The organism is Mesorhizobium sp. P2_E10 (genome assembly GCF_056404235.1).
Genome location: NZ_JBFUEK010000005.1, coordinates 462,932 through 484,581, shown reverse-complemented (window position 1 = coordinate 484,581; position 21,650 = coordinate 462,932). Strand labels below are relative to the sequence as shown.

General features: G+C 63.9%; 25 protein-coding genes. All 25 read right to left on the bottom strand.

From position 1 onward, the window contains the following. Window positions 1–19: 19 nt before the first annotated feature. The 25 genes from flgD to flgB all read right to left on the bottom strand — a co-directional run bounded on the left by flgD (window position 20) and on the right by flgB (window position 21,565). Window positions 20–427, bottom strand: a complete 408-nt coding sequence (gene flgD / locus AC1D0N_RS17105; RefSeq protein WP_477245856.1) for a flagellar hook assembly protein FlgD — start codon at window positions 425–427, stop codon at window positions 20–22. After that, complete coding sequence (gene flbT, locus AC1D0N_RS17100) at window positions 427–870, bottom strand: flagellar biosynthesis repressor FlbT (protein WP_477245855.1); 444 nt, start codon at window positions 868–870, stop codon at window positions 427–429. Before flbT ends, flgD begins: the two co-directional genes overlap by 1 nt. After that, a complete protein-coding gene (gene flaF, locus AC1D0N_RS17095; RefSeq protein WP_477245853.1) occupies window positions 867–1,214 on the bottom strand; it encodes a flagellar biosynthesis regulator FlaF in 348 nt (115 codons plus the stop codon). The genes flbT and flaF overlap by 4 nt, the downstream gene beginning before the upstream one ends. A gap of 31 nt (window positions 1,215–1,245) precedes the next feature. Further along, entirely contained in the window at window positions 1,246–2,289 is a 1,044-nt protein-coding gene (locus AC1D0N_RS17090; protein WP_477245851.1) for a flagellar hook-associated family protein, read from the bottom strand. 3 nt (window positions 2,290–2,292) lie between these two features. Next, window positions 2,293–3,747 carry a flagellar hook-associated protein FlgK gene (gene flgK / locus AC1D0N_RS17085; protein ID WP_477245849.1) on the bottom strand — a complete coding sequence of 485 codons (1,455 nt, stop codon included), beginning with the start codon at window positions 3,745–3,747 and terminating at the stop codon, window positions 2,293–2,295. A gap of 30 nt (window positions 3,748–3,777) precedes the next feature. Next, on the bottom strand, window positions 3,778–5,034 hold the full coding sequence (locus AC1D0N_RS17080; protein WP_477245847.1) for a flagellar hook protein FlgE: 1,257 nt from the start codon (window positions 5,032–5,034) through the stop codon (window positions 3,778–3,780). 79 nt (window positions 5,035–5,113) lie between these two features. Beyond that, on the bottom strand, window positions 5,114–5,782 hold the full coding sequence (locus AC1D0N_RS17075) for a response regulator transcription factor (RefSeq protein WP_477245845.1): 669 nt from the start codon (window positions 5,780–5,782) through the stop codon (window positions 5,114–5,116). Window positions 5,783–6,004: 222 nt separating this feature from the next. Beyond that, window positions 6,005–6,595 (bottom strand): transglycosylase SLT domain-containing protein, encoded by a 591-nt coding sequence (locus tag AC1D0N_RS17070; RefSeq protein WP_477245844.1) that lies wholly within the window; start codon window positions 6,593–6,595, stop codon window positions 6,005–6,007. Continuing rightward, window positions 6,525–7,928 (bottom strand): flagellar hook-length control protein FliK, encoded by a 1,404-nt coding sequence (gene fliK, locus AC1D0N_RS17065; protein WP_477245842.1) that lies wholly within the window; start codon window positions 7,926–7,928, stop codon window positions 6,525–6,527. The genes AC1D0N_RS17070 and fliK overlap by 71 nt, the downstream gene beginning before the upstream one ends. Beyond that, a complete protein-coding gene (locus tag AC1D0N_RS17060) occupies window positions 7,925–9,304 on the bottom strand; it encodes a chemotaxis protein MotC (protein ID WP_477245840.1) in 1,380 nt (459 codons plus the stop codon). Before AC1D0N_RS17060 ends, fliK begins: the two co-directional genes overlap by 4 nt. After that, complete coding sequence (locus tag AC1D0N_RS17055; RefSeq protein WP_477245839.1) at window positions 9,301–10,674, bottom strand: MotB family protein; 1,374 nt, start codon at window positions 10,672–10,674, stop codon at window positions 9,301–9,303. The genes AC1D0N_RS17060 and AC1D0N_RS17055 overlap by 4 nt, the downstream gene beginning before the upstream one ends. Then, complete coding sequence (locus tag AC1D0N_RS17050; protein ID WP_477245837.1) at window positions 10,671–11,297, bottom strand: hypothetical protein; 627 nt, start codon at window positions 11,295–11,297, stop codon at window positions 10,671–10,673. Before AC1D0N_RS17050 ends, AC1D0N_RS17055 begins: the two co-directional genes overlap by 4 nt. 3 nt (window positions 11,298–11,300) lie before the next feature. Next, window positions 11,301–12,953, bottom strand: a complete 1,653-nt coding sequence (gene fliF / locus AC1D0N_RS17045; RefSeq protein ID WP_477245835.1) for a flagellar basal-body MS-ring/collar protein FliF — start codon at window positions 12,951–12,953, stop codon at window positions 11,301–11,303. A gap of 133 nt (window positions 12,954–13,086) precedes the next feature. After that, complete coding sequence (locus AC1D0N_RS17040) at window positions 13,087–13,971, bottom strand: flagellin N-terminal helical domain-containing protein (RefSeq protein ID WP_477245833.1); 885 nt, start codon at window positions 13,969–13,971, stop codon at window positions 13,087–13,089. Between the two features lie 253 nt (window positions 13,972–14,224). Beyond that, window positions 14,225–15,109: a flagellin N-terminal helical domain-containing protein gene (locus tag AC1D0N_RS17035; RefSeq protein WP_477245831.1), complete on the bottom strand. Its 885-nt coding sequence runs from the start codon at window positions 15,107–15,109 to the stop codon at window positions 14,225–14,227. Window positions 15,110–15,321: 212 nt separating this feature from the next. Continuing rightward, entirely contained in the window at window positions 15,322–16,053 is a 732-nt protein-coding gene (gene fliP / locus AC1D0N_RS17030) for a flagellar type III secretion system pore protein FliP (protein WP_477245829.1), read from the bottom strand. Further along, window positions 16,050–16,547: a flagellar basal body-associated FliL family protein gene (locus AC1D0N_RS17025; RefSeq protein ID WP_477245828.1), complete on the bottom strand. Its 498-nt coding sequence runs from the start codon at window positions 16,545–16,547 to the stop codon at window positions 16,050–16,052. The genes fliP and AC1D0N_RS17025 overlap by 4 nt, the downstream gene beginning before the upstream one ends. An 18-nt stretch (window positions 16,548–16,565) precedes the next feature. Continuing rightward, complete coding sequence (gene flgH, locus AC1D0N_RS17020; RefSeq protein ID WP_477245826.1) at window positions 16,566–17,270, bottom strand: flagellar basal body L-ring protein FlgH; 705 nt, start codon at window positions 17,268–17,270, stop codon at window positions 16,566–16,568. Continuing rightward, on the bottom strand, window positions 17,267–17,845 hold the full coding sequence (locus AC1D0N_RS17015) for a MotE family protein (RefSeq protein ID WP_477245824.1): 579 nt from the start codon (window positions 17,843–17,845) through the stop codon (window positions 17,267–17,269). The genes flgH and AC1D0N_RS17015 overlap by 4 nt, the downstream gene beginning before the upstream one ends. Window positions 17,846–17,849: 4 nt before the next feature. Further along, window positions 17,850–19,091, bottom strand: coding sequence for a flagellar basal body P-ring protein FlgI (locus AC1D0N_RS17010; protein WP_477245822.1), 1,242 nt, complete (start codon window positions 19,089–19,091; stop codon window positions 17,850–17,852). Continuing rightward, on the bottom strand, window positions 19,088–19,624 hold the full coding sequence (flgA, locus tag AC1D0N_RS17005) for a flagellar basal body P-ring formation chaperone FlgA (protein WP_477245820.1): 537 nt from the start codon (window positions 19,622–19,624) through the stop codon (window positions 19,088–19,090). Before flgA ends, AC1D0N_RS17010 begins: the two co-directional genes overlap by 4 nt. 6 nt (window positions 19,625–19,630) lie before the next feature. Further along, complete coding sequence (gene flgG / locus AC1D0N_RS17000; protein WP_477245818.1) at window positions 19,631–20,419, bottom strand: flagellar basal-body rod protein FlgG; 789 nt, start codon at window positions 20,417–20,419, stop codon at window positions 19,631–19,633. 11 nt (window positions 20,420–20,430) lie between these two features. Then, a complete protein-coding gene (gene fliE, locus AC1D0N_RS16995) occupies window positions 20,431–20,766 on the bottom strand; it encodes a flagellar hook-basal body complex protein FliE (RefSeq protein ID WP_477245816.1) in 336 nt (111 codons plus the stop codon). Then, window positions 20,766–21,182 carry a flagellar basal body rod protein FlgC gene (gene flgC, locus AC1D0N_RS16990; RefSeq protein WP_477245814.1) on the bottom strand — a complete coding sequence of 139 codons (417 nt, stop codon included), beginning with the start codon at window positions 21,180–21,182 and terminating at the stop codon, window positions 20,766–20,768. Before flgC ends, fliE begins: the two co-directional genes overlap by 1 nt. A 2-nt stretch (window positions 21,183–21,184) precedes the next feature. Next, a complete protein-coding gene (flgB, locus tag AC1D0N_RS16985; protein WP_477245812.1) occupies window positions 21,185–21,565 on the bottom strand; it encodes a flagellar basal body rod protein FlgB in 381 nt (126 codons plus the stop codon). Window positions 21,566–21,650 lie beyond the last annotated feature (85 nt).

Genomic DNA, 21,650 nt, shown 5'->3' with positions numbered 1-21,650 from the left:
ACACCTAGCTGAGATCGGCCTAGCTGGCGGCCTTCACCGAGACGCCCGGGCCAACCGCGATTTCCGTCCCGTTCTGCAGCACTGCGATGAGGCCGCTGCTGGCGAGCCGCACCGACGCCACCGTGCCTGTGGTCTTGCCGTCGGCGGAGGTGATCGAACGGCCGATCAAGGCATCCGCCTGCGACAATGCCGAGGACTGCATGATCTGGTCAAGCTTGGTGTTGGTCTGCACCGATTGCTCGACCTGCGAAAAGGTGGCGAGCTGGGCAACATACTGCGTCGAATCCATCGGCTTCGTCGGATCCTGGTTTTTCATCTCGGCGATCAGCAGCTTCAGGAACGACTGGTAGTCGACCGCGGTCTTGGAGGTCGACTGGGTGGCCTGGTTGGCGCCGGTCGGTATGGTGGTCGTCATATCCACATTCATCAGTATCGTGCTCCCACAGCCAGCGGGCGCTGCGCGCCTGCAACATCGTCATTGCCGCCAAGCGCGCGGCGTTCGAGCGGATAAAGCGCGCGGATCGCCTTCAGCGCTTCGTAGACATGATCCTCGCCGACCATGCGGTCGATCTGCTTCAGCCCGCCGCAGATCTGCTCGTCCTCGAAGCTTGCCAGAAGCAGCGGCAGCGAGCGGCGGAACATATCGCGCGCCTCGACGGCGCCCGAAGGGTTCATCAGCATGACCTGGAGGATGAAATAGAGCTGCTTGAGCGGCGTCGAGGCGTCCTCGGGCTGAATCACATGGCTCTCGAGCAGGAACTGCACGTCGTTCATCAGTTCGACGGTGACCTTGCGGTCGACGCGGATGACGGCGCCGTTGATGTAAATCTTCTCGTTGGGTTTCAGCGAGATCTTCAGCGTGTTGGTCATTGAATGCCGTCCCTGATGATCTGGGAGACTTCGATCAGTCCTTCGAAATTGTCGGTGCGACCCTGGCGGATGTCCTCGGTCTCGCGCAGCAGCCACAGGCCGATGGAGATCAAATTGGCGCGCAGCTCCTTGGGCAGCGCATTGTCGCTGGAGCCGAGATCGTCGACGAAAGTGGTCCAGATGCGGTTGGTGAAGTGCAGCGCCTCGACCGCCTCCATCGAACCGTGGCCGACAGCGGCGGCCGCCGACAGCATGTCAATCGAGCGGGTCAGCAACTGCCGCTCGCGGTCCTTCGCATCGGCTACGGAGTCGGTCTGGATGTCGGCGTAGGAGAATTGGTACATCGTTGGGCTCTACCGTTCCGTTGCGGAGTTGTCAGGTCAGGTAATTCAACAGGCTGAGTTGCTGCAGGCGCGCCGTCAGTGCGAAAGACGTCTCGATATGCTGCGTAAGATCGGCGACCCTTGTGGCGGCTTCGGCGGGATCGACACCTTCGAGATCGAGGATGTGCCGCTCGAAAAGATCGACCTGCGTCTTCATGCGGTCGCTGGCGTCGGACACGCGTTTCTGGACAAGGCCGGTCTGCGACTGCAGCTGGCCGAGCCCGCCCAGTGTTTCGCCGACCAGCGACATGGAACGGGTGACGACCGAATTGCGCGCGGCCTGGCTAATGTTGCTGGACAGCAGGCCGGTGATCATGGCCGACGCCATGGCGAGCTTGCGAATGCTGTCGCTGTTGGCGCTGACCGAGGTCTGGGTGGTGTCGTTGAGCGCGATGCGGCTGGTGATCTGCTGGTCGGTGGCATTCGACCAGTTGGTCTGCCAGCCGGAGCCGAGGAATTGCGGCTCGACACTGGTGGTGATGAAGTTGTCCATCTGGGTGGCGGTGATGCTGGCCGCGGCCGGGTCGTTCTGGGTGAAACCGAAATAAGCGACGAAGGAGGCGTCGAACGCCGCCTTGGCGGGCGAGCCGGCGGCGGTGAAGTCGTCGACCGGCTTGACGTCGGTGTTTGTGCCGGCGAACAGATATTCGCCGTTGACGCTGGTGTTGAGGATCGACGTCAGTTGCTGCACCGCGGCCTTGCCGGCGTCATGCGTGATGGTGCTCGAGGAATCGCCGGTGGCGGTCAGGGCGGTCAGCAAATCCTGCGCGACGTCGGAGAGCTGGCCGAGCGAATTCTGGGTCGAGGTAAGCCGGGCGGTGACCAATGCGTTGGAATCGATGATGACATTCAGCCGGTCGAGATCGCGCGAGAAGGTCACGGCCTGGGCGGTGCGTCCGCCAAGCGCCAGGCCGACATCGGCGACCGTGCCTGTCGTTGCCTCTTTCTGGGCTTTGACGAGGTCGCTCTGCATGCGCATCTGCGAATAGCGCTGAGCGTTTGACATGGCGGCTGAGGAGACGGATGTCGCTTTCATGGCTTATCCCACGGCATCGAGCAGGGCGGACAGCATGTCGTCGACGGTCTTCATCATGCGGGCCGAGGCCTGGTAGGTGTGTTCGAGGTCGAGCAGCAGTGACATTTCCTGGTCGACGTTGACGCCGGTGTCGTTGGACAGCGCCTCGGCCGTGCGCGTCGCCAGCGCTTCCTTGGTGTCGGCATTGGTCGAGGCCTGCTGGCGCACGCTTTCGAACCAGCCGATGGCATTGGCGGAATAGTCGGCGACGCTGGATGCGGTGGTGATGCCGGCGGACGGATCGAAAGCCATCGGCTGATCGAGCTTGTCGCCATAGCCGATCAAAAGGTCTGCGTAGGAAGCGCCGCCGCTGGTGTTGGCGACATAGGCAGCGCCGTTGGCGCCGCCGTCGCGCAGCAGCGTCACATTGCCGCCGACGCTCGGATCCATCGCCGCGTTGACGCTGATCGAGCCGGCAAGGCCGTTAACCAGCGTGCCGGCCGGCGGCACGGCGGGGGCACCCGACCAGGTGAACAGACCGGCTGCGTTGGGCAGTGACGGCGCGGTCTCGGCAAAGGCGGTGATGAGCCCGCGCGCGGTCTCGTCGAGCTGGCTCTGCATGGTAGCGGCGACGCCGTCGCGCAATGTGATCAGGCCGGCGATCTTGCCGTCGGCGCTGGCATTGCCGCCTGAGCCCACGGAGACCGGTACGTTGTCGATATAGACGGTGTTGCCGGCGACGCCGGCGGCATAGCCCGGCGATGGCGTGAAGCTCACCGAGCGCGGTATCGTTTCGAACAGCGTGGTGCCATCCTTGGTGGTGATGACCATGTCGTTGTCGCCGCGCGTGAAGGTCGACACCGGGACGTATTCCGAAATCTTCTTCAGCAGCGCGTCGCGCTGGTCGAGCGCATCGGATACATCACCGCCCGACCGGGTGCCGGAGATGATGGCCTTGTTGGCATCCTGGAACTGGCTGAGCAGCGAGTTGAGATCGTCGACCGCCGTGGCGATCTCGCCGTCGGTCTGGGTGCGGAAATCCTGGATCGCCTTGGTGCTGTCGTTCAGCGAGCGCGTGACCTGCTTGGCTGCGTCGATGACGCTGGCGCCGAGGTTCGGGTTCGACGGTGAGGTGGCATAGAGCTGCAGCGCCTGCTGCAGATTGCCGATCGCGGTCGAAGCCGAGGAGGCGTTGTCGACGCCGTTGACGGCGAGGTCCAGCCGGTCCATGCCGCTGGAAAGCGTGCTCTGGCCGCTCCATGCCGACTGCGCGCTGAGGTTCTGGCGAAACAGCAAGGCGTTGGTGGCCCGCTGAATCTCCACCGAGCGCGCGCCGGGCGCCGTGCTGGTGACGACCGCCGTGCGGCGGGCGTAGTCCGGATTGGAGGCATCGGCAACGTTGCGGGAAACGATGCTTGTCTGCTTCGACGTGGTCAGAAGCGCCGACTGGGCGATGCTCAATGCGGAGGTCAGCGACATGCGGGTCTTTCACGGGCTGGCGCCCGTCGTTTATCTCTTCAGGTTGACAAGGACGTCCATCAGGTCGGAACCGGTCTGGAAGACTTTCGAATTGGCGGTGTAGCTGCGCTGCGCCGCGATCATGTTGGTCAATTCCTCGGCGATATCGACGTTGGAATTCTCCAAGGCGCCGGAGACGACGCTGCCGAGCTTGCCCTCATTGGCAAAGCCGATGCGCACGGCGCCCGAGTCGGCGCTTTGCGAGTAGACGTTGCCAGGCAGCGCGGTGAGGCGATCGGGGCTCTGCACGTCGGCCAGCGGAATCTTGTAGAGCGGCTTGGTGGAGCCGTCCTCATACTGCGCGTAGATGATGCCGTCCTGACCGATCTGGATCTTCTGGATGGTGCTCGGTGCGTTGCCGTTGACCGTCGCGTCGGAGACGGTGAAGCCGGTGCCGAGCTGGGTGAGCTTGGACAGATCGAGGTTGAAGGCGGCGCCGTTCGGCACTGTCACGGACACACCGGTGACGGCGCCGGTGAGTTTGCCGGTCGTGGTGTCGAAGGTCAGGTTGGCGGAGCCCAGCGCGCCACCCGTATAGGGGAACGAAGTTCCGGCCGTGGCCTTGGATTGGTCGAAGACCGAGACCTGCCAGGTACCGGCGCCGGTGTTGGTGAAATAGACGTCGAGCAGCACCTTGTTGCCGAGATTGTCATAGGCGACCAGCGAGGATTTCGAGGTGTATTGAGCCGTGGCCGTGTTGGTCGTGGGCAGGCTGCCCGCAGCGACCGGGGTCGCGCCGGCGGGAAGATTGCCGTTGAAAGTGCCCTCGGTGCTCGGCGTCGCCGTCATCTCCTGGTCGGAGATCTGGACAGGCACAAGCCCGTCGAAGCCGTTGGCGGTGGCGGCCGGCGGGCCATTGGCATAGCTGTAGGCCATCAGCTGGTAGCCGGCGGCATTGACCAGCTTGCCCTCGGCGTCCGGGACAAAGGCACCGGCGCGGGTGAGGAAAGGCGTTCCGCTCGGATTCTGGACGACAAAGAAGCCTTCGCCATTGACCGCCAGGTCGGAAACCGAGGTGGTGTACTGGAGCACCCCTTGCGAACTGATCGCGGAGCGGATCGTGGTGTTGACGCCGCCGGAATTGTAGGCGCCGCCGACAGTCGGCATGACCAGCGTTGAAAATTCGGCGGAGGACCGCTTGTAGCCCGTGGTGTCGGAATTGGCGATGTTGTCGGCCACCGTGGACAGGCGGTTTGCCTGTGCATTCATGCCGGAAACGCCGGTCCGCATCATTCCGTAGAGGCTCATCGAAACGTCTCCTCAATGTCCATATTACTGGCCGTGAGGGTACGCTTTCTGTCTTGCGCGAGGCTGGCGGAGGTCGGCATCAATAGACGAGCCGGTAGCCGAGGAAGCGCTTGGAATCAATCGGATCGTGGCCGAGTTTCTCACGCAGCTTCTTGCGCAGTTTGCTGATGTGGCTCTCCACCACGTTCTCCTCGACCTCTTCGTCGAAGATGCCGTAGATGGCGTTGAAAACCTGGGTCTTGGTGACGCGGCGGCCGCGATTGCTCGCCAGATATTCGAGGATACGGCGCTCGCGGCGCGGCAAGGGTAGCGGCTGGCCGTCGATCTCGGGATCGCGGCCGTCCATGAAGATGCGCATGGCGCCGATCTCGGTGTAGGCCACGTCTTCGTGAGCGCGACGGCGGATGGCGGTGATGCGGGCCAGTATTTCGCGGATGTGAACCGGCTTGCGGATGACGTCGTCGACGCCGCTCTCGAACAGCCGAAGCGTGTTCTCCAGCGAGTGCTGTTCGCTGAGTGCGATGACCGGTGCGCCGGTGCGATCGCGGATCTGGCGTGGTGAGATTGCGCCCTCGCGGCAGTCACCAATAAGGAAGGCTCTGACCGACCTCAGATCGGTGTCTGCCGCCGAGGTCACCCACTCGCCGAACTCGCCGGGTGCGAAGCCTGCACAGGCGACGCCCTCACGATCGAAAAGTGAATTGTATCCCTCAGTTACGAGCTCACGCTCGTCAACGATCACAATCATCGGCCCGCCCTCCGAATCAGCTCATCTGCCCCGTGTGAAAAGCCGTATCCGGTGGCGGGATTCGTGAACAACCGTCATTTCTTGTAGCTATTTTCTTGGGAGTTTTTTTGAGGTTCGAAATAACGGCGGCCGCGTGGCTGCTTCGGTGGCTGCATGCGCCGACGACGATTGGAGCATCGGCAAGGCCGGGCAAAGGCCTACAGCTGCGACCATTGAAGACAGCTATGGGTTGCAAAAATTCCGAGCGTTGGCAGTCCATTTGCCGAAGCCGGTGGCAACCATGTTGGCGATGACACGGCAGACGTAGATCTTCTGTGCGGGATCGTTGTCGGGACCTGCATGGTAGCGGGCGACGGCCATCGACCAGGTCACGTGACGGGCATGCAGAGCGGCCAGGAACCGCGCCGCATAGTCGACATTCTGGCGCGGGTCGAGCATGTCGTCGACGCTGCGGAAATGCGAGGCATGATAGTGGTGGTTGATCTGCATGCAGCCGAGATCGATCAGTGTCTTGCCCTCGCGTCGGGCATTTTCGAACGTCGCCAGCGCCTCGCTGCGGCTTCGGGGAAAGACTGCTTTTCCTTCTATATTCAAGGCGTTGGGTTGCAAGCTGCCCTTGTTGCCGGTCTCGGTCAGGCCGACGGCATAGAGGATGCCGGCGGGCACGCCATAGCGATCGGCGGCGCGCAGGATTTCCGGTTCACATGGGTTGGCGGCGGCGTTCGCGACGCCGGCGGCGAGGCTAGATAAACATATCGTCGCCAGCACGCTCGCGAGCAGGCGAAGCCGCACGGCCAAATTCGTGTGCGTCATTCCGAGGGTTCCTTCCCGGTTGCTGGCCGCCGGAGCCGGCATTGTTGCCGCTTGAGTTGCCGGGTTGAAAGGAGGGCTGATCGCGGCCTGACGATATCGGCAAGGAACTGCTTGCATCGGTACGGGTCGCGGCGGGAACTGCTATCGAGGGTTGCAGGATGGTGACCTTGTCGACGTCGAAACCGAGACCGCGCAGCGACTTGACGATGGCCTCGCTGTCGGTGGTCAGACGGCGGTAGGCTTCATGCGTTTCGGGCTTCAGTTCGATCGACAGCTGCTCCCCGGCAAGCCGCATGCTGGCCGTGACGACGCCGAGCTCAGCCGGATGCAACTCGATCTTCAATATATGTGTCGGAACGGCAACAGAACTGGCCATTTGAGAGGTGGTCGAAGGTGTCGAAAGGGCCTGCCGCAAGCCATCCGAAGCGATTGCATCAACCAGAGCTGACGCCGTCTGGCTCATCGGGTTCTGGGGTGGCGCCGGGAAGCTCTGCTCGGCAACGATTTCAATGCGTCCGCCGGGCGCGGCTTGTTTCCCGGCATCGGAGCGCATGGCGGATTGGACCGCCTCAAGGCCCTTCACCACCGGCGCCGAGCGCCTGGCTTCCGGCGCAGAAATATCGACCGCCGGCTGATCTTTCAGCAGATGAGCCGCCAAATCATCCTGGTGCGAAGGTTCGTCGGAAGCAGGCGCGATCCAGTCCGCTTGTTGGCTCTCCTTTTGTCCGGAAAGGTTTGCCGCAACCAGGGCGCCGCCGGAACGCGACAGGGCTGCAAAGGCGTCGGTATCGCCGCCGGATGCCGCGCGGAATTTTTTCGTCGACACGGGCAGCTGCTCTGCAGAACGAGGCTGGCCGTCGAGCGCCGGATCAGGTGCCTGTTCGTCTGCCGTGGTGCTGCTTGCATCCGTCTTGGCCGATGTCGAGAAATGGCGCATGTCGTGGAGTGCGATCAGCAACGGCAAGTGATCTTGCAGTGGTGCTGCGCTTGCGCTTTGCCCGCTCTCTTCGGTATCGGTCGAGACCTTGTCCGCACTGGTATCCGGGTCGTCCTTTGCCGTCTTTCCGGCGGGCAGTTTCGGCGAAGCAGTCTTGCCCGGCTCGATTTGGGCAGACTCTGCCTTGCCAAGACCAGCCAGGGTGCGCTTGGCCCATTGCGGGCCGTGGACGCTGGCTTCGGATGCCGGCGGGGTTTCCGGCGCGGTTGGTTTTTCGTCGCCGCGCACCATTTTGCCGAAGCTTGTGTCGTCGCTCTTTTCGTCCGTCGCGGACTTCGCCGACGGCGCGCGCGCAGCTGCGAATCCCGCAAGGGCCTGGCCAACACTGGTGGTCATTTCGGGGCGGCTCCAAGCATCTGGTCGATCATGTCGAGCTGACGCCGCGCCTTGATCATGGCGGCGTCGGTGGGGTCGGCTGGGTCAAGGCCGGCAGCAGGGGCGGGCGCCGACACGGGCAGGACGGAAGCCGCATCGCCGGAAGCAGCGGCAACAGCTGGCGCGTCCGGCACCGGCCCAGCGGGTTTGTCGGATGACGCGACGGCCGGTTGCTCGGGCATCGCACCTTCGACCGGCGGCAGGCCGGTTTCATCGGGCTTTGCAGCGACAGCGGCCGCGGTCGCCGGCTTCTGCTCGATGGCGGCTGGCGCAGGCTGTTCGACGGGGAGGGCCGCCGGCGGCGCAATCACTTCGCTGGCGATCGCCTGCGCGGCATCGAGCAAGGCGCGGTCGCCCTCCGAAAGCTTGCTGCGGTCGATCTTGCCCAGCGCGGCGCGCACCTCGTCGATGGTGCCGGACGTTACCGTGGAAAGGCCGGCATAGAGCGCAGCGCGCGGATCGTCGGTGCTGTGGATGCCGTCGCGGCCCTGCTCGGCCTTGGCCGAGGCAAAGGCGGAAAGGTCGTTTAGCCCGTCGATCGCGGCACGGCGGGCGATGCGCAGATAAATCACCTTCTCGCGCTCGGGATCCATCATCGAGGTGATGTCGGCGAGCTTGTCGACGTTGACGGCCATGTGCAGGGCAATGACGCCGGAGACGAAAGAGTCCGCGAACTGGCTGGCATAGGGCGAATAGAGATAATCTTCGACGTACTGGGTGGAGGCGAGCGCGAAGCGCGCGGCATCCCCCTTGGCGGCGGCAATGCCGACCGAGCGGCGCAATGCCGCCTCCTCGACCAGCGTGCCGGGGCCGAGCAGGCGGGCATCGTCGAGCAGCTTGAGCGCCTCGGCCGGTTCCTCGGTGGCGAGCAGCGAGCCCTTGACCAGAGCCAGGAACGCCCCGATGTCGCTTGGCAGGGTCATCGGATCGATCGGTTTCAGCGCTTCGATCGCCTCGGCCGGCCGGCCATTGAGGTAGCTGATGATGCCCTTGGCGATGGCAAGGCTTTGCGGGTCGGTCTGAGCACGCGACGCAGCCACCTCGACGGTGACGGGGTTGCCGCCGCTCATGCCATAGACCAGCAAGGCGCGAAAATTCTTCGGATCCTTGAAATCGTCCGCATCTGCCGCACGAAGCCGTGCGTCGGCCATTTCGAGCAGCTTGGCCTGCATCGGCAGTGCTGCATGGTCGCCGGAGGCGATGCGGTCCTGGACAAGCTGCAGCGAGCGCACAAGTTGATAGGGCTGCAGCGCATCCTGGGCGAAGGCCGCCGGTGCGTGTGCGGCGGTCAGCAGCAACAGGCCGATGGCGCGGCCGATGATGGCGCCGGGTCTCATCCGCCGGCCGACATCAGGATTTCGATGCGGCGGTTGGCGGCAGCCATCGGGTTGGCGGGGTCCTTTGGCTGACGGTCTGCGAAGCCAGCGACCTCGGTGATGCGACGCTCGTCGACGCCGCCGCGGACAAGCATGTAGTAGGCGGAATGGGCACGCGCCGTGGACAGCCGCCAATTGTCATAGGTGTCGCTGCGAAACGGCCGTGCGTCGGTATGGCCGTTGATGCTGATGGTGCCTTTCTGGCTGTTGACGATGCGGCCGATCTTTTCCATCGCCAGCACCAGTTCGCGGCTCGGCAAGGCCGAGCCGATCTCGAACATGCCGAAATCGAGCTGATCGGTGATCGAGATGACGACGCCCTTGTCGGTGGCCTCGACCGAGACGCCATCATGCAGTTTGTCGCCGGGTTTGAAGGCATCGGCCAGTTGCTGCCTGACCTGCGCCGCGGCCTTGACCGCGGCCGCACTCGGTGCCTTTTCCGTGGCGTCGGGTTTGGCCACTGCTTCCGCCTTTGCGGCCTCGAGCTTGGCAGCTTCGGCCTCAACGGCTTCGGCCTTCGCGATTTCGAGCTTCGCGGCTTCGGCCTTTTTCGCCGCCGCCGTCTTCGGAGCCGCCTTGTCCGGCGCGGATGTGGCTGGCGGCTCGGATGCCGCCTCGGTCACAGGCGGCGCTGGCGGGACGGCCTTCACCTTGGGCACCTGCGTTTGCGCGACCTTGTCGCCGGGCTTGACCGGGTCGCCTTCGATCTTTGCGCGTTCGGCACTGGCCTCGGCGGCGGGTGCTGCAACCTGCTGCGACCAGAAATCCGGGGCGAAGGGATCGCGGTAGGACTCGCCGCCGGACGCGCCAGTCGCCGGGCCGGCATTCTGCACGCCGCCGTCGCCTTTTTCGCTGACGTTCTGCATGACGCCGGTGTCGGTGGCGATTTCGGAAAGCACCGCATAGGGATCGGCAAAGAGATGCTGGTCGGACAGGTCTGTTTTCGGCGCCGATTGCTTCGGCTGCTGCTTGTCCGCGGAACCGGCGGTGCCGGCGCTATCCTGCCCGGACTTGGCGGTCGTCTTGTCGTGCTGGTCCTCGGCCGCCGGCGCGACCTTGCTCGGGCCGTCGCCGAGGTCCTCCAGGCCCTTGCGGCTGGCATTGCGGTCGATCAGCTTGACCGGATTGAAGTAGCTGGCGACGGCGGCCTTGGTCTGCTCGTTGGCGGCGTTGATCAGCCACATGACGAGGAAGAAGCACATCATGGCGGTCATGAAATCGGCGAAGGCGATTTTCCAGACACCGCCATGGTGACCTTCGTCGTGATCGTGATGATTGCGCTTGACGATGATGATCTCGTGCCTGACTTCCGCGGCGTCGACAGCGCTCATGACAAGGCCTCCGACAGGGCGGCCGACCACTCGGCGATGCGCGTTTCGAAGACGGCCTCGTCGATGGCGACGGTAAGGTCGAAGCCGGGCATCTCGATGAAGTCGAGATTGGCGGCGCGCGGGCCGAGCGCGGTCTTCAAGGTTTCGAACAGGGATAGCGGACCGCGAACACCTATGCGCACGGCCTCGTTGTCAGCGACGGCTTCGCGGATCGTGCGGGCGAGAGCTTCCAGCGAACGTTTCTGCAAATCGTCGCTGACGAGGCCGCCGATGACACGGGCAACGGTGGCGCTGACGAGGCGGGTTACCTCGGCCTCCATGGCATCGACGCGCGTGGCGACCGCGTTGCCGAGATCGCCGCCGAAGCTCTCGAGAAAGATCCTTGCCTCATCGGCGTTGGCCTGGCGCTCCGCTTCGAGTGCTGCTTCATGGGCAATGGCAAGGCGCGCCTCAAGCGCGGCCTCGGCGTCGGCAACCGCTTCGGCGATCAGAGCGCCGATATCGGCCTGCGGCGCGGGTGCATCCGGCTTGCGCTGCGGTTCGGTTGGGGCCTGGGGTTGGCCGTTGCGCGGGGTGCGCGTGCCGAAATCCGGCAGAAGGTCAAAGAGCGCTGCTGTGGGCATGGTCTACCCCGCGACTTCCTGGGCCGCCCATTTGCGCAGAATCTGCGCGGTGCGCTCCTCATTGATGTCGACCATGCGAGCAAGACGATCCTGCGGTGCCGGCCTGATCTTCTGGCGCAAATCGTCAAGCGGGGTCGAGGAAGACCGAGCGCCGGGCAGGGCGGCGACGGGAGCGGAAGACGCTTCGGAAGCGGCGCTGGCTTCGGGCGTCGGCAGCGAGCGCTGGACATCGTCGAAGCTCGGGCCGGTCAGAGCAGGGGTGGCCTTCGCCGTCAGCGCAGCGGCCATCGGCTTGAGGCCGAAGAAGGCGACCAGGAACACGACGACGATGAATGCACCGGCGTTGATCAGCGTGCCGGCATAGGTTCCGATCGACGCGAGCATGCCGGGTTGCTCGATCGGCTCGCCATCCAGCCCGTCGATGAACTCGACCGCCGAGACATCGATGATATCGCCGCGCTTGTCATCGAAGCCGGTTGCCGACTGCACCATCTTCTGGATGTCGGCGACGCGCTTGGCGATCTGCTCCGGCGTGGCGTCCTTGCCGAGGATGGTCATCAGGCGCTGCTGGTTGACGACGACGGCGATCGACATCTTGGTGACGGAATAGCCGTTGGAGACGGTGGCGATCTTCTTGGAGTTGATCTCGTAATTGGTGATCTCCTCCTTGCGGTCGTTCTCGGAGGACGATTGCGGCCCGTCGGTGCTGGTCGCCTGGGTCTCGGGCAGGTTCTGCTCGACGCTGGCCGGCGTCGACGCCTGCTTCTGGCTGTTGTTCTCGTTGGCGCGCACCGACTGCACCGAGCGTTCGACGCGCGACTCCGGATCGAAGATCGTCTCTTCGGTCTGGCGGGTGTCGGTGTTGACGTCGGCCTTGACGCTGGCGCGGAAATTGTCGGGGCCGAGATAGGCGGTCAAGGCGCGGCGGATGTTGTCGCCGATCTGCGCTTCGACGGTCTGCTCGACGCCGAGCGTGCGGGCGGCGCTGGTGTTGGAGGGATCATCGCCGGCCGCCAGCAGGTTGCCGTTGGAATCGAGCACGGTGACCTTGTCGGCCGACAGGCCGGGAACGGCGGCGGCAACGAGATGGCGGATCGACATGGCGCTCTTTTCGGCGTCGATGCCGGAATAGCGGATGACGACCGAGGCAGAGGGCTGCTGTTCGTCACGGCGGAAATTGGCACGTTCGGACATGACGATGTGGACGCGCGCGGCCTTGATGCCCGAGATCGACTGGATGGTGCGGGCGATCTCGCCTTCCAGCGCCCGTACCCGGGTGATCTGCTGCATGAAGGATGTCAGGCCGAGCGAGCCGACATTGTCGAACAGCTCGTAGCCGGCATTGGCGCTGGTCGGCAGGCCCTTCTCGGCGAGCAGCATGCGTGCCTGGGCGGTGGTGCCGGCCGGCACCAGCACGGTGGTTCCATCAGGACCGACGTCGAAGCCGATGCCCGCCTCGCCGAGAACGAGACCGATCTGGTTCACATCGGAGCGTTCGAGCCCGACATAGAGCGTGTCGTAGGCCGGGCGGTTGAGATACACCGAAGCAACGCCGATGACGGTCATCACCAGCGCGGCGATGCCAGCCAGCATGGCGAGGCGCTTGACGCCAAACCCCTGGAGATTGGAGATGATCCTCTGGATCTGTTCCGGCACGATTCAATCGCTCCCAGCATGACTGTCCGCAGGAACAGTAGACCGCGAAGCTTGTGCGAAGATGATAGGCGCAAACGAAAAGGCCGCGCTCGGGGCGCGGCCTTTCGACGAAATTGAGAGATCAGCCGGGACCTTAGCTCTTGAACAGCGCCAGTATGGACTGCGAGTTGCCGTTGGCGATCGAGAGCGACTGGATACCGAGCTGCTGCTGGACCTGAAGCGCCTGGAGCCGGGTCGATTCCTTGTTCATGTCGGCATCGACCAGCGCGCCGACGCCCTTGTCGATCGAGTCGCTCAGATTGGAGAGGAAGCTCTTCTGGGTGTCGATGCGCGACTTGGCGGCGCCGAGATAGGCAGCGCCGGTAGACAGCTTGGCAAGCGCGGTTTCAACGCTGTTCAGTGCCGTGTCGATGGCGGCAGGAGTGACCTGAGCGGCGCTCGGATCGAAGAACCCCGTGGCGAGCAGGCCGCCGACGATGCCACCGGTGCCAGGTAGGTCGAGGATCTGCGTATCGGCAGCCTTGACATCGATCGTGTCGATGGCGACGGTCGTGCCGGTGCGGTTGTAGGACGCAACGATCTTCAGGTCGGACGCGGCCAAGCCGTCGTTCTGCAGCAGGTTCGAGCCGGCATAGCTGGCGTTGGTGACCGACGACTTGATCTGCGCCTGGATGGCCTTGATTTCGGTCGCGATCTTCTGCTGGTCGTCCTGGCTGGCGCTGCGGGCGGTGACCAGCTTGGCCTTGATCGAGTCGACCTGGTCCTTGATGTCGGTGATGGCGGTGTAGGCGGTGTCAACCTTGCCGGCGCCGAGGCCAAGCGCGTCCTGGACGGCCGAAAGCGCCTTGTTGTCGGAGCGCATGGTCGTGGCGATCGACCAGTAGGCGGCGTTGTCGCTGGCGGTGGCGACGCGGTAGCCGGTCGAAATACGCGCCTGCGTCGTTTCGAGCGACTTGTTGGTGGCGTTAAGGCTCTGAAGTGCAGTCAACGCCGCGGCGTTCGTCATGATGCTTGCCAAGATACACCCCTTTTAAAAACAGGCTTGCTCGCACATGCCTGGTCAACCCTGTTCGACAGGAAGGCGTCATGCCGACCGGTCTGTAGTGAATGGTTAACCATGAGTAGCGCGATATGGTTAATGCCTTCTTAAAAGTGATGCAGGCAAGCAAGAAGCGGCAAGTTTCAGGGCGATGGGTTGTGCACAAAAGAAACGGGCCGCGCTGATGGCGCGGCCCGATTTATTGCCTTGCTTCGTCGTGAAGCGGAAGCGATTAGCCGCGGAACAGCGACAGGATCGACTGCGAGTTGCCGTTGGCGATCGACAGCGCCTGGACGCCGAGCTGCTGCTGGACCTGAAGGGCCTGCAGACGGGTCGATTCCTTGTTCATGTCGGCATCGACCAGCGAGCCGACGCCCTTGTCGATCGAGTCGCTCAGGTTGGAGAGGAAGCTCTTCTGAGTGTCGATACGCGACTTGGCGGCGCCGAGCGAAGCAGCGCCCGTCGACAGTTTGGCAAGTGCGGTTTCAACGCTGCCCAGTGCCGTGTCGATGGTGGCGGCCGAGACCTGGGCGCTGCTCGGGTCGAAGAACGCCGCGGCGAGCAGGCCGCCGACGATGCCGCCCGTGCCGGCGACGTCGAGAACCTGCGTATCGGCAGCCGTGACATCGATCGTGTCGATGGTGACGGTCGCGCCGGTGCGGTTGTAGGAGGCAACGATCTTCAGGTCGGACGCGGCTGCGGCGTTGTTCTGCAGCAGGTTCGAACCGGCGAAGTTGGCGTTGGTGACCGACGACTTGATCTGTGCCTGGATGGCCTTGATTTCGGTCGAGATCTTCTGCTGATCTTCCTGGCTGGCGCCGCGAGCGGTGACGAGCTTGGTCTTGATCAGATCGACCTGGTCCTTGATGTCATTGATGGCGGTGTAAGCGGTGTCGACCTTGCCGGCGCCGAGGCCGAGCGAGTCCTGGACGGACGAAAGCGCCTTGTTGTCGGACTTCATCGAGGTCGCGATCGACCAGTAGGCGGCGTTGTCGCTGGCGGTGGCGACGCGGTAGCCGGTCGAGATGCGCGACTGGGTGGTTTCGAGCTGCTTGTTGGTGTTGTTCAGGCTCTGCAGCGCGGTCAGCGCCGAGGCATTGGTCATGATACTGGACATGGCTACTCGTACCTTGTTTTTTACAGGTGTTTTTTTGACATACCGGTATGTCCGGTATGACGGAGCGGCATCATGCCAATGATCGTGAGACCCGATCACCCGCCATCTGCAGGCGAATATGCGGGCAAGTCCCTACCAAACGGCTAAACGGGACGGTTAATCGAAAATATATTGCGTAAAACTTGAGCGAATGCGGCGCGGGCCGGAAACGATCAGTTGAAGGATCGCACCAGGCTGCCGACCAAAAGATTCCAGCCGTCGATCAGGACGAAGAACAGGATCTTGAAAGGCAAAGAGACGACGGTCGGCGGCAGCATCATCATGCCCATGGCCATGGTGATGGTGGCGACGATCAGGTCGATGACCAGGAACGGCAGCACGATCAGGAAGCCGATCTCGAAGCCGCGCCGGATTTCCGAGATCATAAAGGCCGGGACCAGGATGCGCAGGTCGACGGTCTCCTTGGCAACCACCTGGCCGCGCTCGCGGGCGAGATCGGCGAAAAGATCGAAATCCTTGTCGCGCACATTGTGCAGCATGAAGGTGCGGAACGGATCGGAGATCTTCCCGAACGCTTCGGTCTGGCTGATCTGGTTGTCCATCAGCGGCTTGACGCCGGTGTTCCAGGCCTGGTCGAAGGTCGGCGCCATGACATAGAAAGTCATGAACAGCGACAGCGAGATGAGGATCAGATTGGCCGGCGTCGATTGCAGGCCGATGCCGGCGCGCAGGATCGAGAAGGCGATGACGAAGCGGGTAAAACTCGTCACCATGATCAGCAGACCCGGCGCCACCGACAGCACGGTGAGCAGGCCGAACATCTGAATGATGTAGCCGACGGTCGTGCCGTCGGTCTTGCCGATGCCACCAAGGTCCAGTTGTTGGGCGGCGGCGACAGATGTGGCGGCAATGACGATCGCCGAGGCGATGAGGAATTTCTTCATTCGAGCAGCAATGTCTTGATGAGGACCTGTTTGGCATGGCCGCCGCTGCGGATCGCGGCGCGCTCCTCGAGGTCGGCTTTCAAATGCTGGTAGCCGCTGGCGCCCTCGATCTGGTGCATCTTCAAGGTGCGGACCAGGGCCAGCAGATCCTGATGGATGTCGTCGGAAACCGTCGTCGGTTGCGGTGCGTCATACAGCACCGACGCCTCCAGCCTTATCCAGACGTCGGCGGGCGCCGCCAAATTGGTGGTGATTGGCGCCAGTGCCACAAGCGTCGGTCCTGCGCCCGGCTGCTCATGCGCGGCGGCGGGCTGCTCGGCGTTGGCCTGGTTCTCCGGCGCCGCCGGCACCGGCACTGGTCCTCCGACACCCTTCAGATAGCCACCGGACATCCAGCCCATGCCGATGGCGGCGGCCGTCACCGCGAGCAGCATCGCCAGCTGGATGACGAGGGAAGGTCCCTTTTTGGGTTCGATTTGCTCGACGCTGGCCACGGTGCGATTCTCCCGATCCTAGAAAGGAAGGACTTGATCGAGGATCTGCTGGCCATATGCCGGCTGCTGGATCTCGCTGACGCGGCCGCGGCCACCATAGGAAATGCGCGCTTCGGCGATGCGTTCATAGGAGATGGTGTTCTCGGCGCCGATATCGGACGGCCGCACCATGCCGGCAATGGTGAGCACCCGCAGTTCGGCGTTGACGCGGACCTCCTGCGATCCCTTGATCAGCAGATTGCCATTGGGCAACACCTCGGTGACGACGGCGGCGACATTGAGCTCCAGGTTTTCCGAGCGTTTGATCTCGCCGTCCGCGTTGGTTTCGGTGCTGGAACTCAAGCCGGCGTCGCCCTTGCCGCTCGTGCTGGCACCTTCCCAACCGACGTTGACGTCATAACCGAGCTTGCGGCCGGCGGTACGGCTCCTGTCGTTCTGGTTCTTGAAGTTGGCCTTGTCGTTGAGTTTGATCCTGACGGTCAGGATGTCGCCATCGCGCAGCGCGCGCGGATCGGTGAACAGCCGGCTCTGGCGGTCGTCCCACAGCGAAAATTTCTTCACCGGCGCCGGCGGCGCCTCAGGATAGCTGTAGGGAGCGTTGGTGCTGCCGGTGATGCCGGAGCCGACCGGCGACAGCGCCGGCTCCCTGCCGACCTCCCTGAGGTCGGAGCCGCAGCCGGACAGTGCGGCGACGCCGAGCAGGATGAGCGTTCTGCGGATCATGACGGATCTACCCTTCGGGCGGCGCTGGCCATGATGCCGGTGAGCGCGGCCGCCGCCTTCTGGTCCATTTCGTTGAGAATGATGCTGGCCTTGCGCGAATCGAGCTTCATCAGGATGGCGGCGGCGAGGTCGATATTGACCATCGCCAGGCGCTCGGCAGCCGCATCCGGCTTCATGCCGGCATAGATCTTGACGACAGCGTCCTCGGCGCGCGCCAGAAAGACTTCGCGCCGCTTCAGCCATTGCTCGTATTCGGCCCGCTTGTCGTCCAATGCCTTCATGCGCTGGTCGATGCCGGCCTGTAGCTGCTTCAGTTCCTCTGCCTGCAGCATGTAGCGGCGGTCGCGGGCGGCGTCGGCAATGTTGGAGCAGAAGCGCTCGATCTCGCTTTGATCCGGCGCCTTCTCCCGCGCCAGCTGCTGCGGAGCTGCCGGCGGCGGCGCGCCCGGCAACACCTGTCGAACCGCTTCCTCGGTGCGGGCGGGGCCGCTGGCGAGAAGTGCGAAGGCGCAGGCCGCCAGGACTGCCCAGGCGTTGCGATGGTGGTTTCGGCGAAGAAGATCGATCATCGGCATGGGCCTATTGGAGAACCAGATCGGCCTGCAGGGCGCCGGCCGACTTGATGCCTTGCAGGATGGCAATGATGCCATCCGGTTTGACGCCGAGACGGTTGAGGCCGGACACAAGCGTTTGAAGGTCGGGTCCGTCCAGCACGGCGACGCGAGCGTCGGGCTGGGTGGCCTCGATGGTGGTGAAAGGCTCGACCGCGGTCACGCCCTTGGAGAAGGGTTCCGGCTGGACGACTTTCGGCTGCTCGGTGATGCGCACGGTGAGCGTGCCGTGGCTGATGGCGACGCGCGAGATCTTGACCTCATTGCCGATGACGATGGTGCCGGTGCGCTCGTCGATGACGACGCGGGCCGGCGTGTCGGATTCTACGACCAGGTTCTCGATCTCGGCAAAGAAGCGGGCCGCCGAAACATTCTTCGGCCTTCTGATCTGTACCGTGCGGGCATCGCGCTCTGCCGCCACGCGCATGCCGAAGCGCTGGGAGGTGTAGTCGTTGACCGCGTCGGCGATGCGAACGGCGGTCGAGAAATCGGGATTGCGCAGCTGCAGGGTCAGTGAAGCCTGATCTTCGAATTCGGCCTGGACGGCACGTTCGACGATGGCGCCGTTCGGCACCCGTCCGGCCGTCGGCACGCCTTGCGTCAGCTGCTCGGCCTGGCCCTGGGCGGTGAAACCGGAAACGATGACCGATCCCTGTCCTACGGCATAGATCTCGCCGTCGGCCGCCTTCAGCGGCGTCATCACCAGTGTGCCGCCGGCGAGCGATGTGGCATCGCCCATCGAGGAGACATCGATGTCGATGCGGGCTCCCGACTGGACGTAGGGCGGCATGTTGGCGGTGACGATGACGGCGGCGACGTTCTTGGCTCGCGCACTGCCGCCCTCGGTGGCGATGCCGAGATTTTCGAGCATGGCGCGGATCGACTGTTCGGTGAAGGGCGAGTTGCGCAGGCTGTCGCCCGATCCGGCAAGACCAATGACCAGACCGTAGCCGACAAGCTGGTTGTCGCGGGAACTCTGCAGCTGGGCAATGTCCTTGATGCGCGACGCGACCTGGCCGGGCGGCAGTGTGCTTGGTCCGTTCGACACCTTGAACATGCGGGTGGTGGTTGCCGGGTCGTATTCCGGGTCATTGAAGGCGCCGCCATTCTTGGCCGCGAGCTCGCGCTTTTGCTTGGGCGTCAGCCCGTCGGCCAGCGCCGGCTGCAGGCCAAGCACCGCTGCAAGCACAAGGACAAGTCCGCGCCTCATGAAGCGCTGACCCTGATCGAGCCGTCGGCCATTACCGTGCCCGAGAAGATCTTGCCGCTGTCGATGTTGCGGACCTTGACGAGATCGCCGGCAGCACCTGGCTGCAGCGTCACGGCGGTGGCCGAAATGGTGAGGCCGCCGGCAATGAAATAGACCTGCACGGCCGCACCCTGTTCCACCAGCCAGGCCTCGCGGATGGCGGCGACCGGGATGTAGCGGCCGGGCAGCAGCGTGCGCTTGGCGACCTTGCCGTCGAGCTCGTCGGCATTGGTCGCCACGGCATCCGGCCTGTGCTTGCCTGGGATGAGCGTCACCTGCTTGAGGGCGCCCGGTTCGATGGTCTCGCCGGGATAGATGACCCGGTTGGGGATCAGCACGACATCGCCGGCGGCCTGGTTGCTGGCGATCTGGTTGGCCGACTGGTTTGCGGTCTGGTCTGTGGTCTCCTGGGCAACGGCCGGCATGCCGCCAGCCACCAGCGCGATGAGCAGCGCGGCGCGGCGGAATGCAGGGCGAGAGACCGGCTTGAACATCGTCTGTTACCTGATGTTCTTGGAAACGACCGAGGCCATGTCGTCGGCGGCCTGGATGACCTTGGAGTTCATCTCATAGGCGCGCTGCGCCGAGATCAGCTCGGTGATTTCCTTGACCGGATCGACGTTGGACGCCTCGAGATAACCTTGCTGGACGGTGGCGACGCCGGGGTCGCCGGGCACGCCGACATTGGCCGGGCCTGAAGCCGCCGTCTCCTGGAAGAGATTGTCGCCGAGCGGCGCGAGACCGGCTTCATTGGCGAAGTTGGCGAGCTGCAGCTGGCCGAGCAGCTGGAGGTCGGTCTGGCCATCGATACGGGCGAACACCTGGCCGGTCTTGTTGACGATGACTTCGATCGCATCGGTCGGCACGGTGATGGCCGGAATGACATTGGCACCGTCGACGGTCACCAGCTGGCCGGTGGCATTGGTGTTGAAGGCACCGGCGCGGCTGTAGAGGGTGCCGCCGTCGGCGCCCTCGATCTGGAACCAGCCCCGGCCGGTGAGCGCCATGTCGAAGCTGTTGCCGGTGCTGGTCAGTTCGCCCTGGGTGTGCACGTTGCGCACGGCCGTGGTCTTGACGCCGAGGCCGATCGAGACGCCTTCCGGCACCAGCGATGAATTGGAGCGGTTGGGCACGCCTTGCGTGCGATCGACCTGATAGAGCAGGTCGGAAAATTCGGCGCGGGCGCGCTTGTAGCCGGTGGTGTTGATGTTGGCGATGTTGTTGGCGATGACTTCCAGATTGGTCTGCTGGGCATTCATGCCGGTGGCGGCGATGGCGAGTGCTTTCATAGCGAGGTTCCTCAGATGCCCATGCGGCTGACTTCGAGATATGCGGAAACGACCTTGTCGCGGATGGCGACGGCGGTCTGGAGCGCTTGCTGGGCGCTCATGACGGCATCGACGACCTGACGGGTGTCGGCGTCGCCCTTGAGCGCCTGGAGCGATACTTGCTCGGCGTTCTGCAAGGTGCCGACCGTCTTCGACGCGGCCTGGCTGAGCGCTTCGGCAAAGGTGGTGCCGATGTCGGTGCCGGCCAGCGGAGCGGCACCGCCCTGAAACAGGCTCGTCGCCGCGTCGGTGCCGCCGATTTCAGGTTTGAGTTGAAGTGCACCGATGCTGCCAATGCCGCCGATCATTACTGGTTCCTCATCAGGTCGATGGTCATGGAAATCAGATCGCGTGCCTGCTTGATGACCTGCAGATTGGCCTCGTAGGAGCGGTTGGCCTCGCTCATGTCGGCCATCTCGATCAGCACATTGACGTTGGGCATCTTGACGTAGCCCTTGTCGTCGGCGGCTTCGTTGCCGGGCTGGAATTCGACGGGGAAGGCCGCCGGATCGCGGTCGATCGAACTGACCTCGACCAACGAGCCGCCGGAAGACCGGTCGAGTTGCGAGACAAAGCTGATGGTCTTGCGGCGATAGGGATCGGCGCCGGGCGTGTCACCGGTCGACTGGGCATTGGCGAGGTTTTCCGAGACAACACGCAAGCGCTCGGACTGGGCGCCGAGACCGGATGCTGCGACTTTGAGGGCTGCGGTCAATGCGTCCATGGTCAGCTCTTCACAGCCATCATCATCATGGAATGGAATGCTTTGACGATCGCGGTGTTGAGCTCGAAGGAGCGGCGAACTTCGCCAGCCTTCATCAACTCGTTTTCCAGCACCACCGTGTTCTTCGACGGCATGATCGAACCGGTGGTTTCCTCAGGCTTGACGGCAAAGCCGGCATTGGTCGCCGCGCTGCCGAGATGGCCGGCCTGGGTGGCGTTGAGCGACACGGCCGTACGGTCGAGGACCTTGTCGAAGGGTTCGACATCGCCGGCGGTGTAGCCTGGCGTGTTGACGTTGGCGATGTTGCTGGCAATGGCGGACTGGCGCACAGCCAGCCACTGCGACTGCTTGGCAGCGAGATCGAAAAGGTTGACGGGCTCCATGGGAATCTCCGGGCAGGTTTCCAGAGACTAGGCCGCCAGTCTTGCGCGGGCCTTGCGCGGAGCCGGACACCGCGCAGCATGAAGG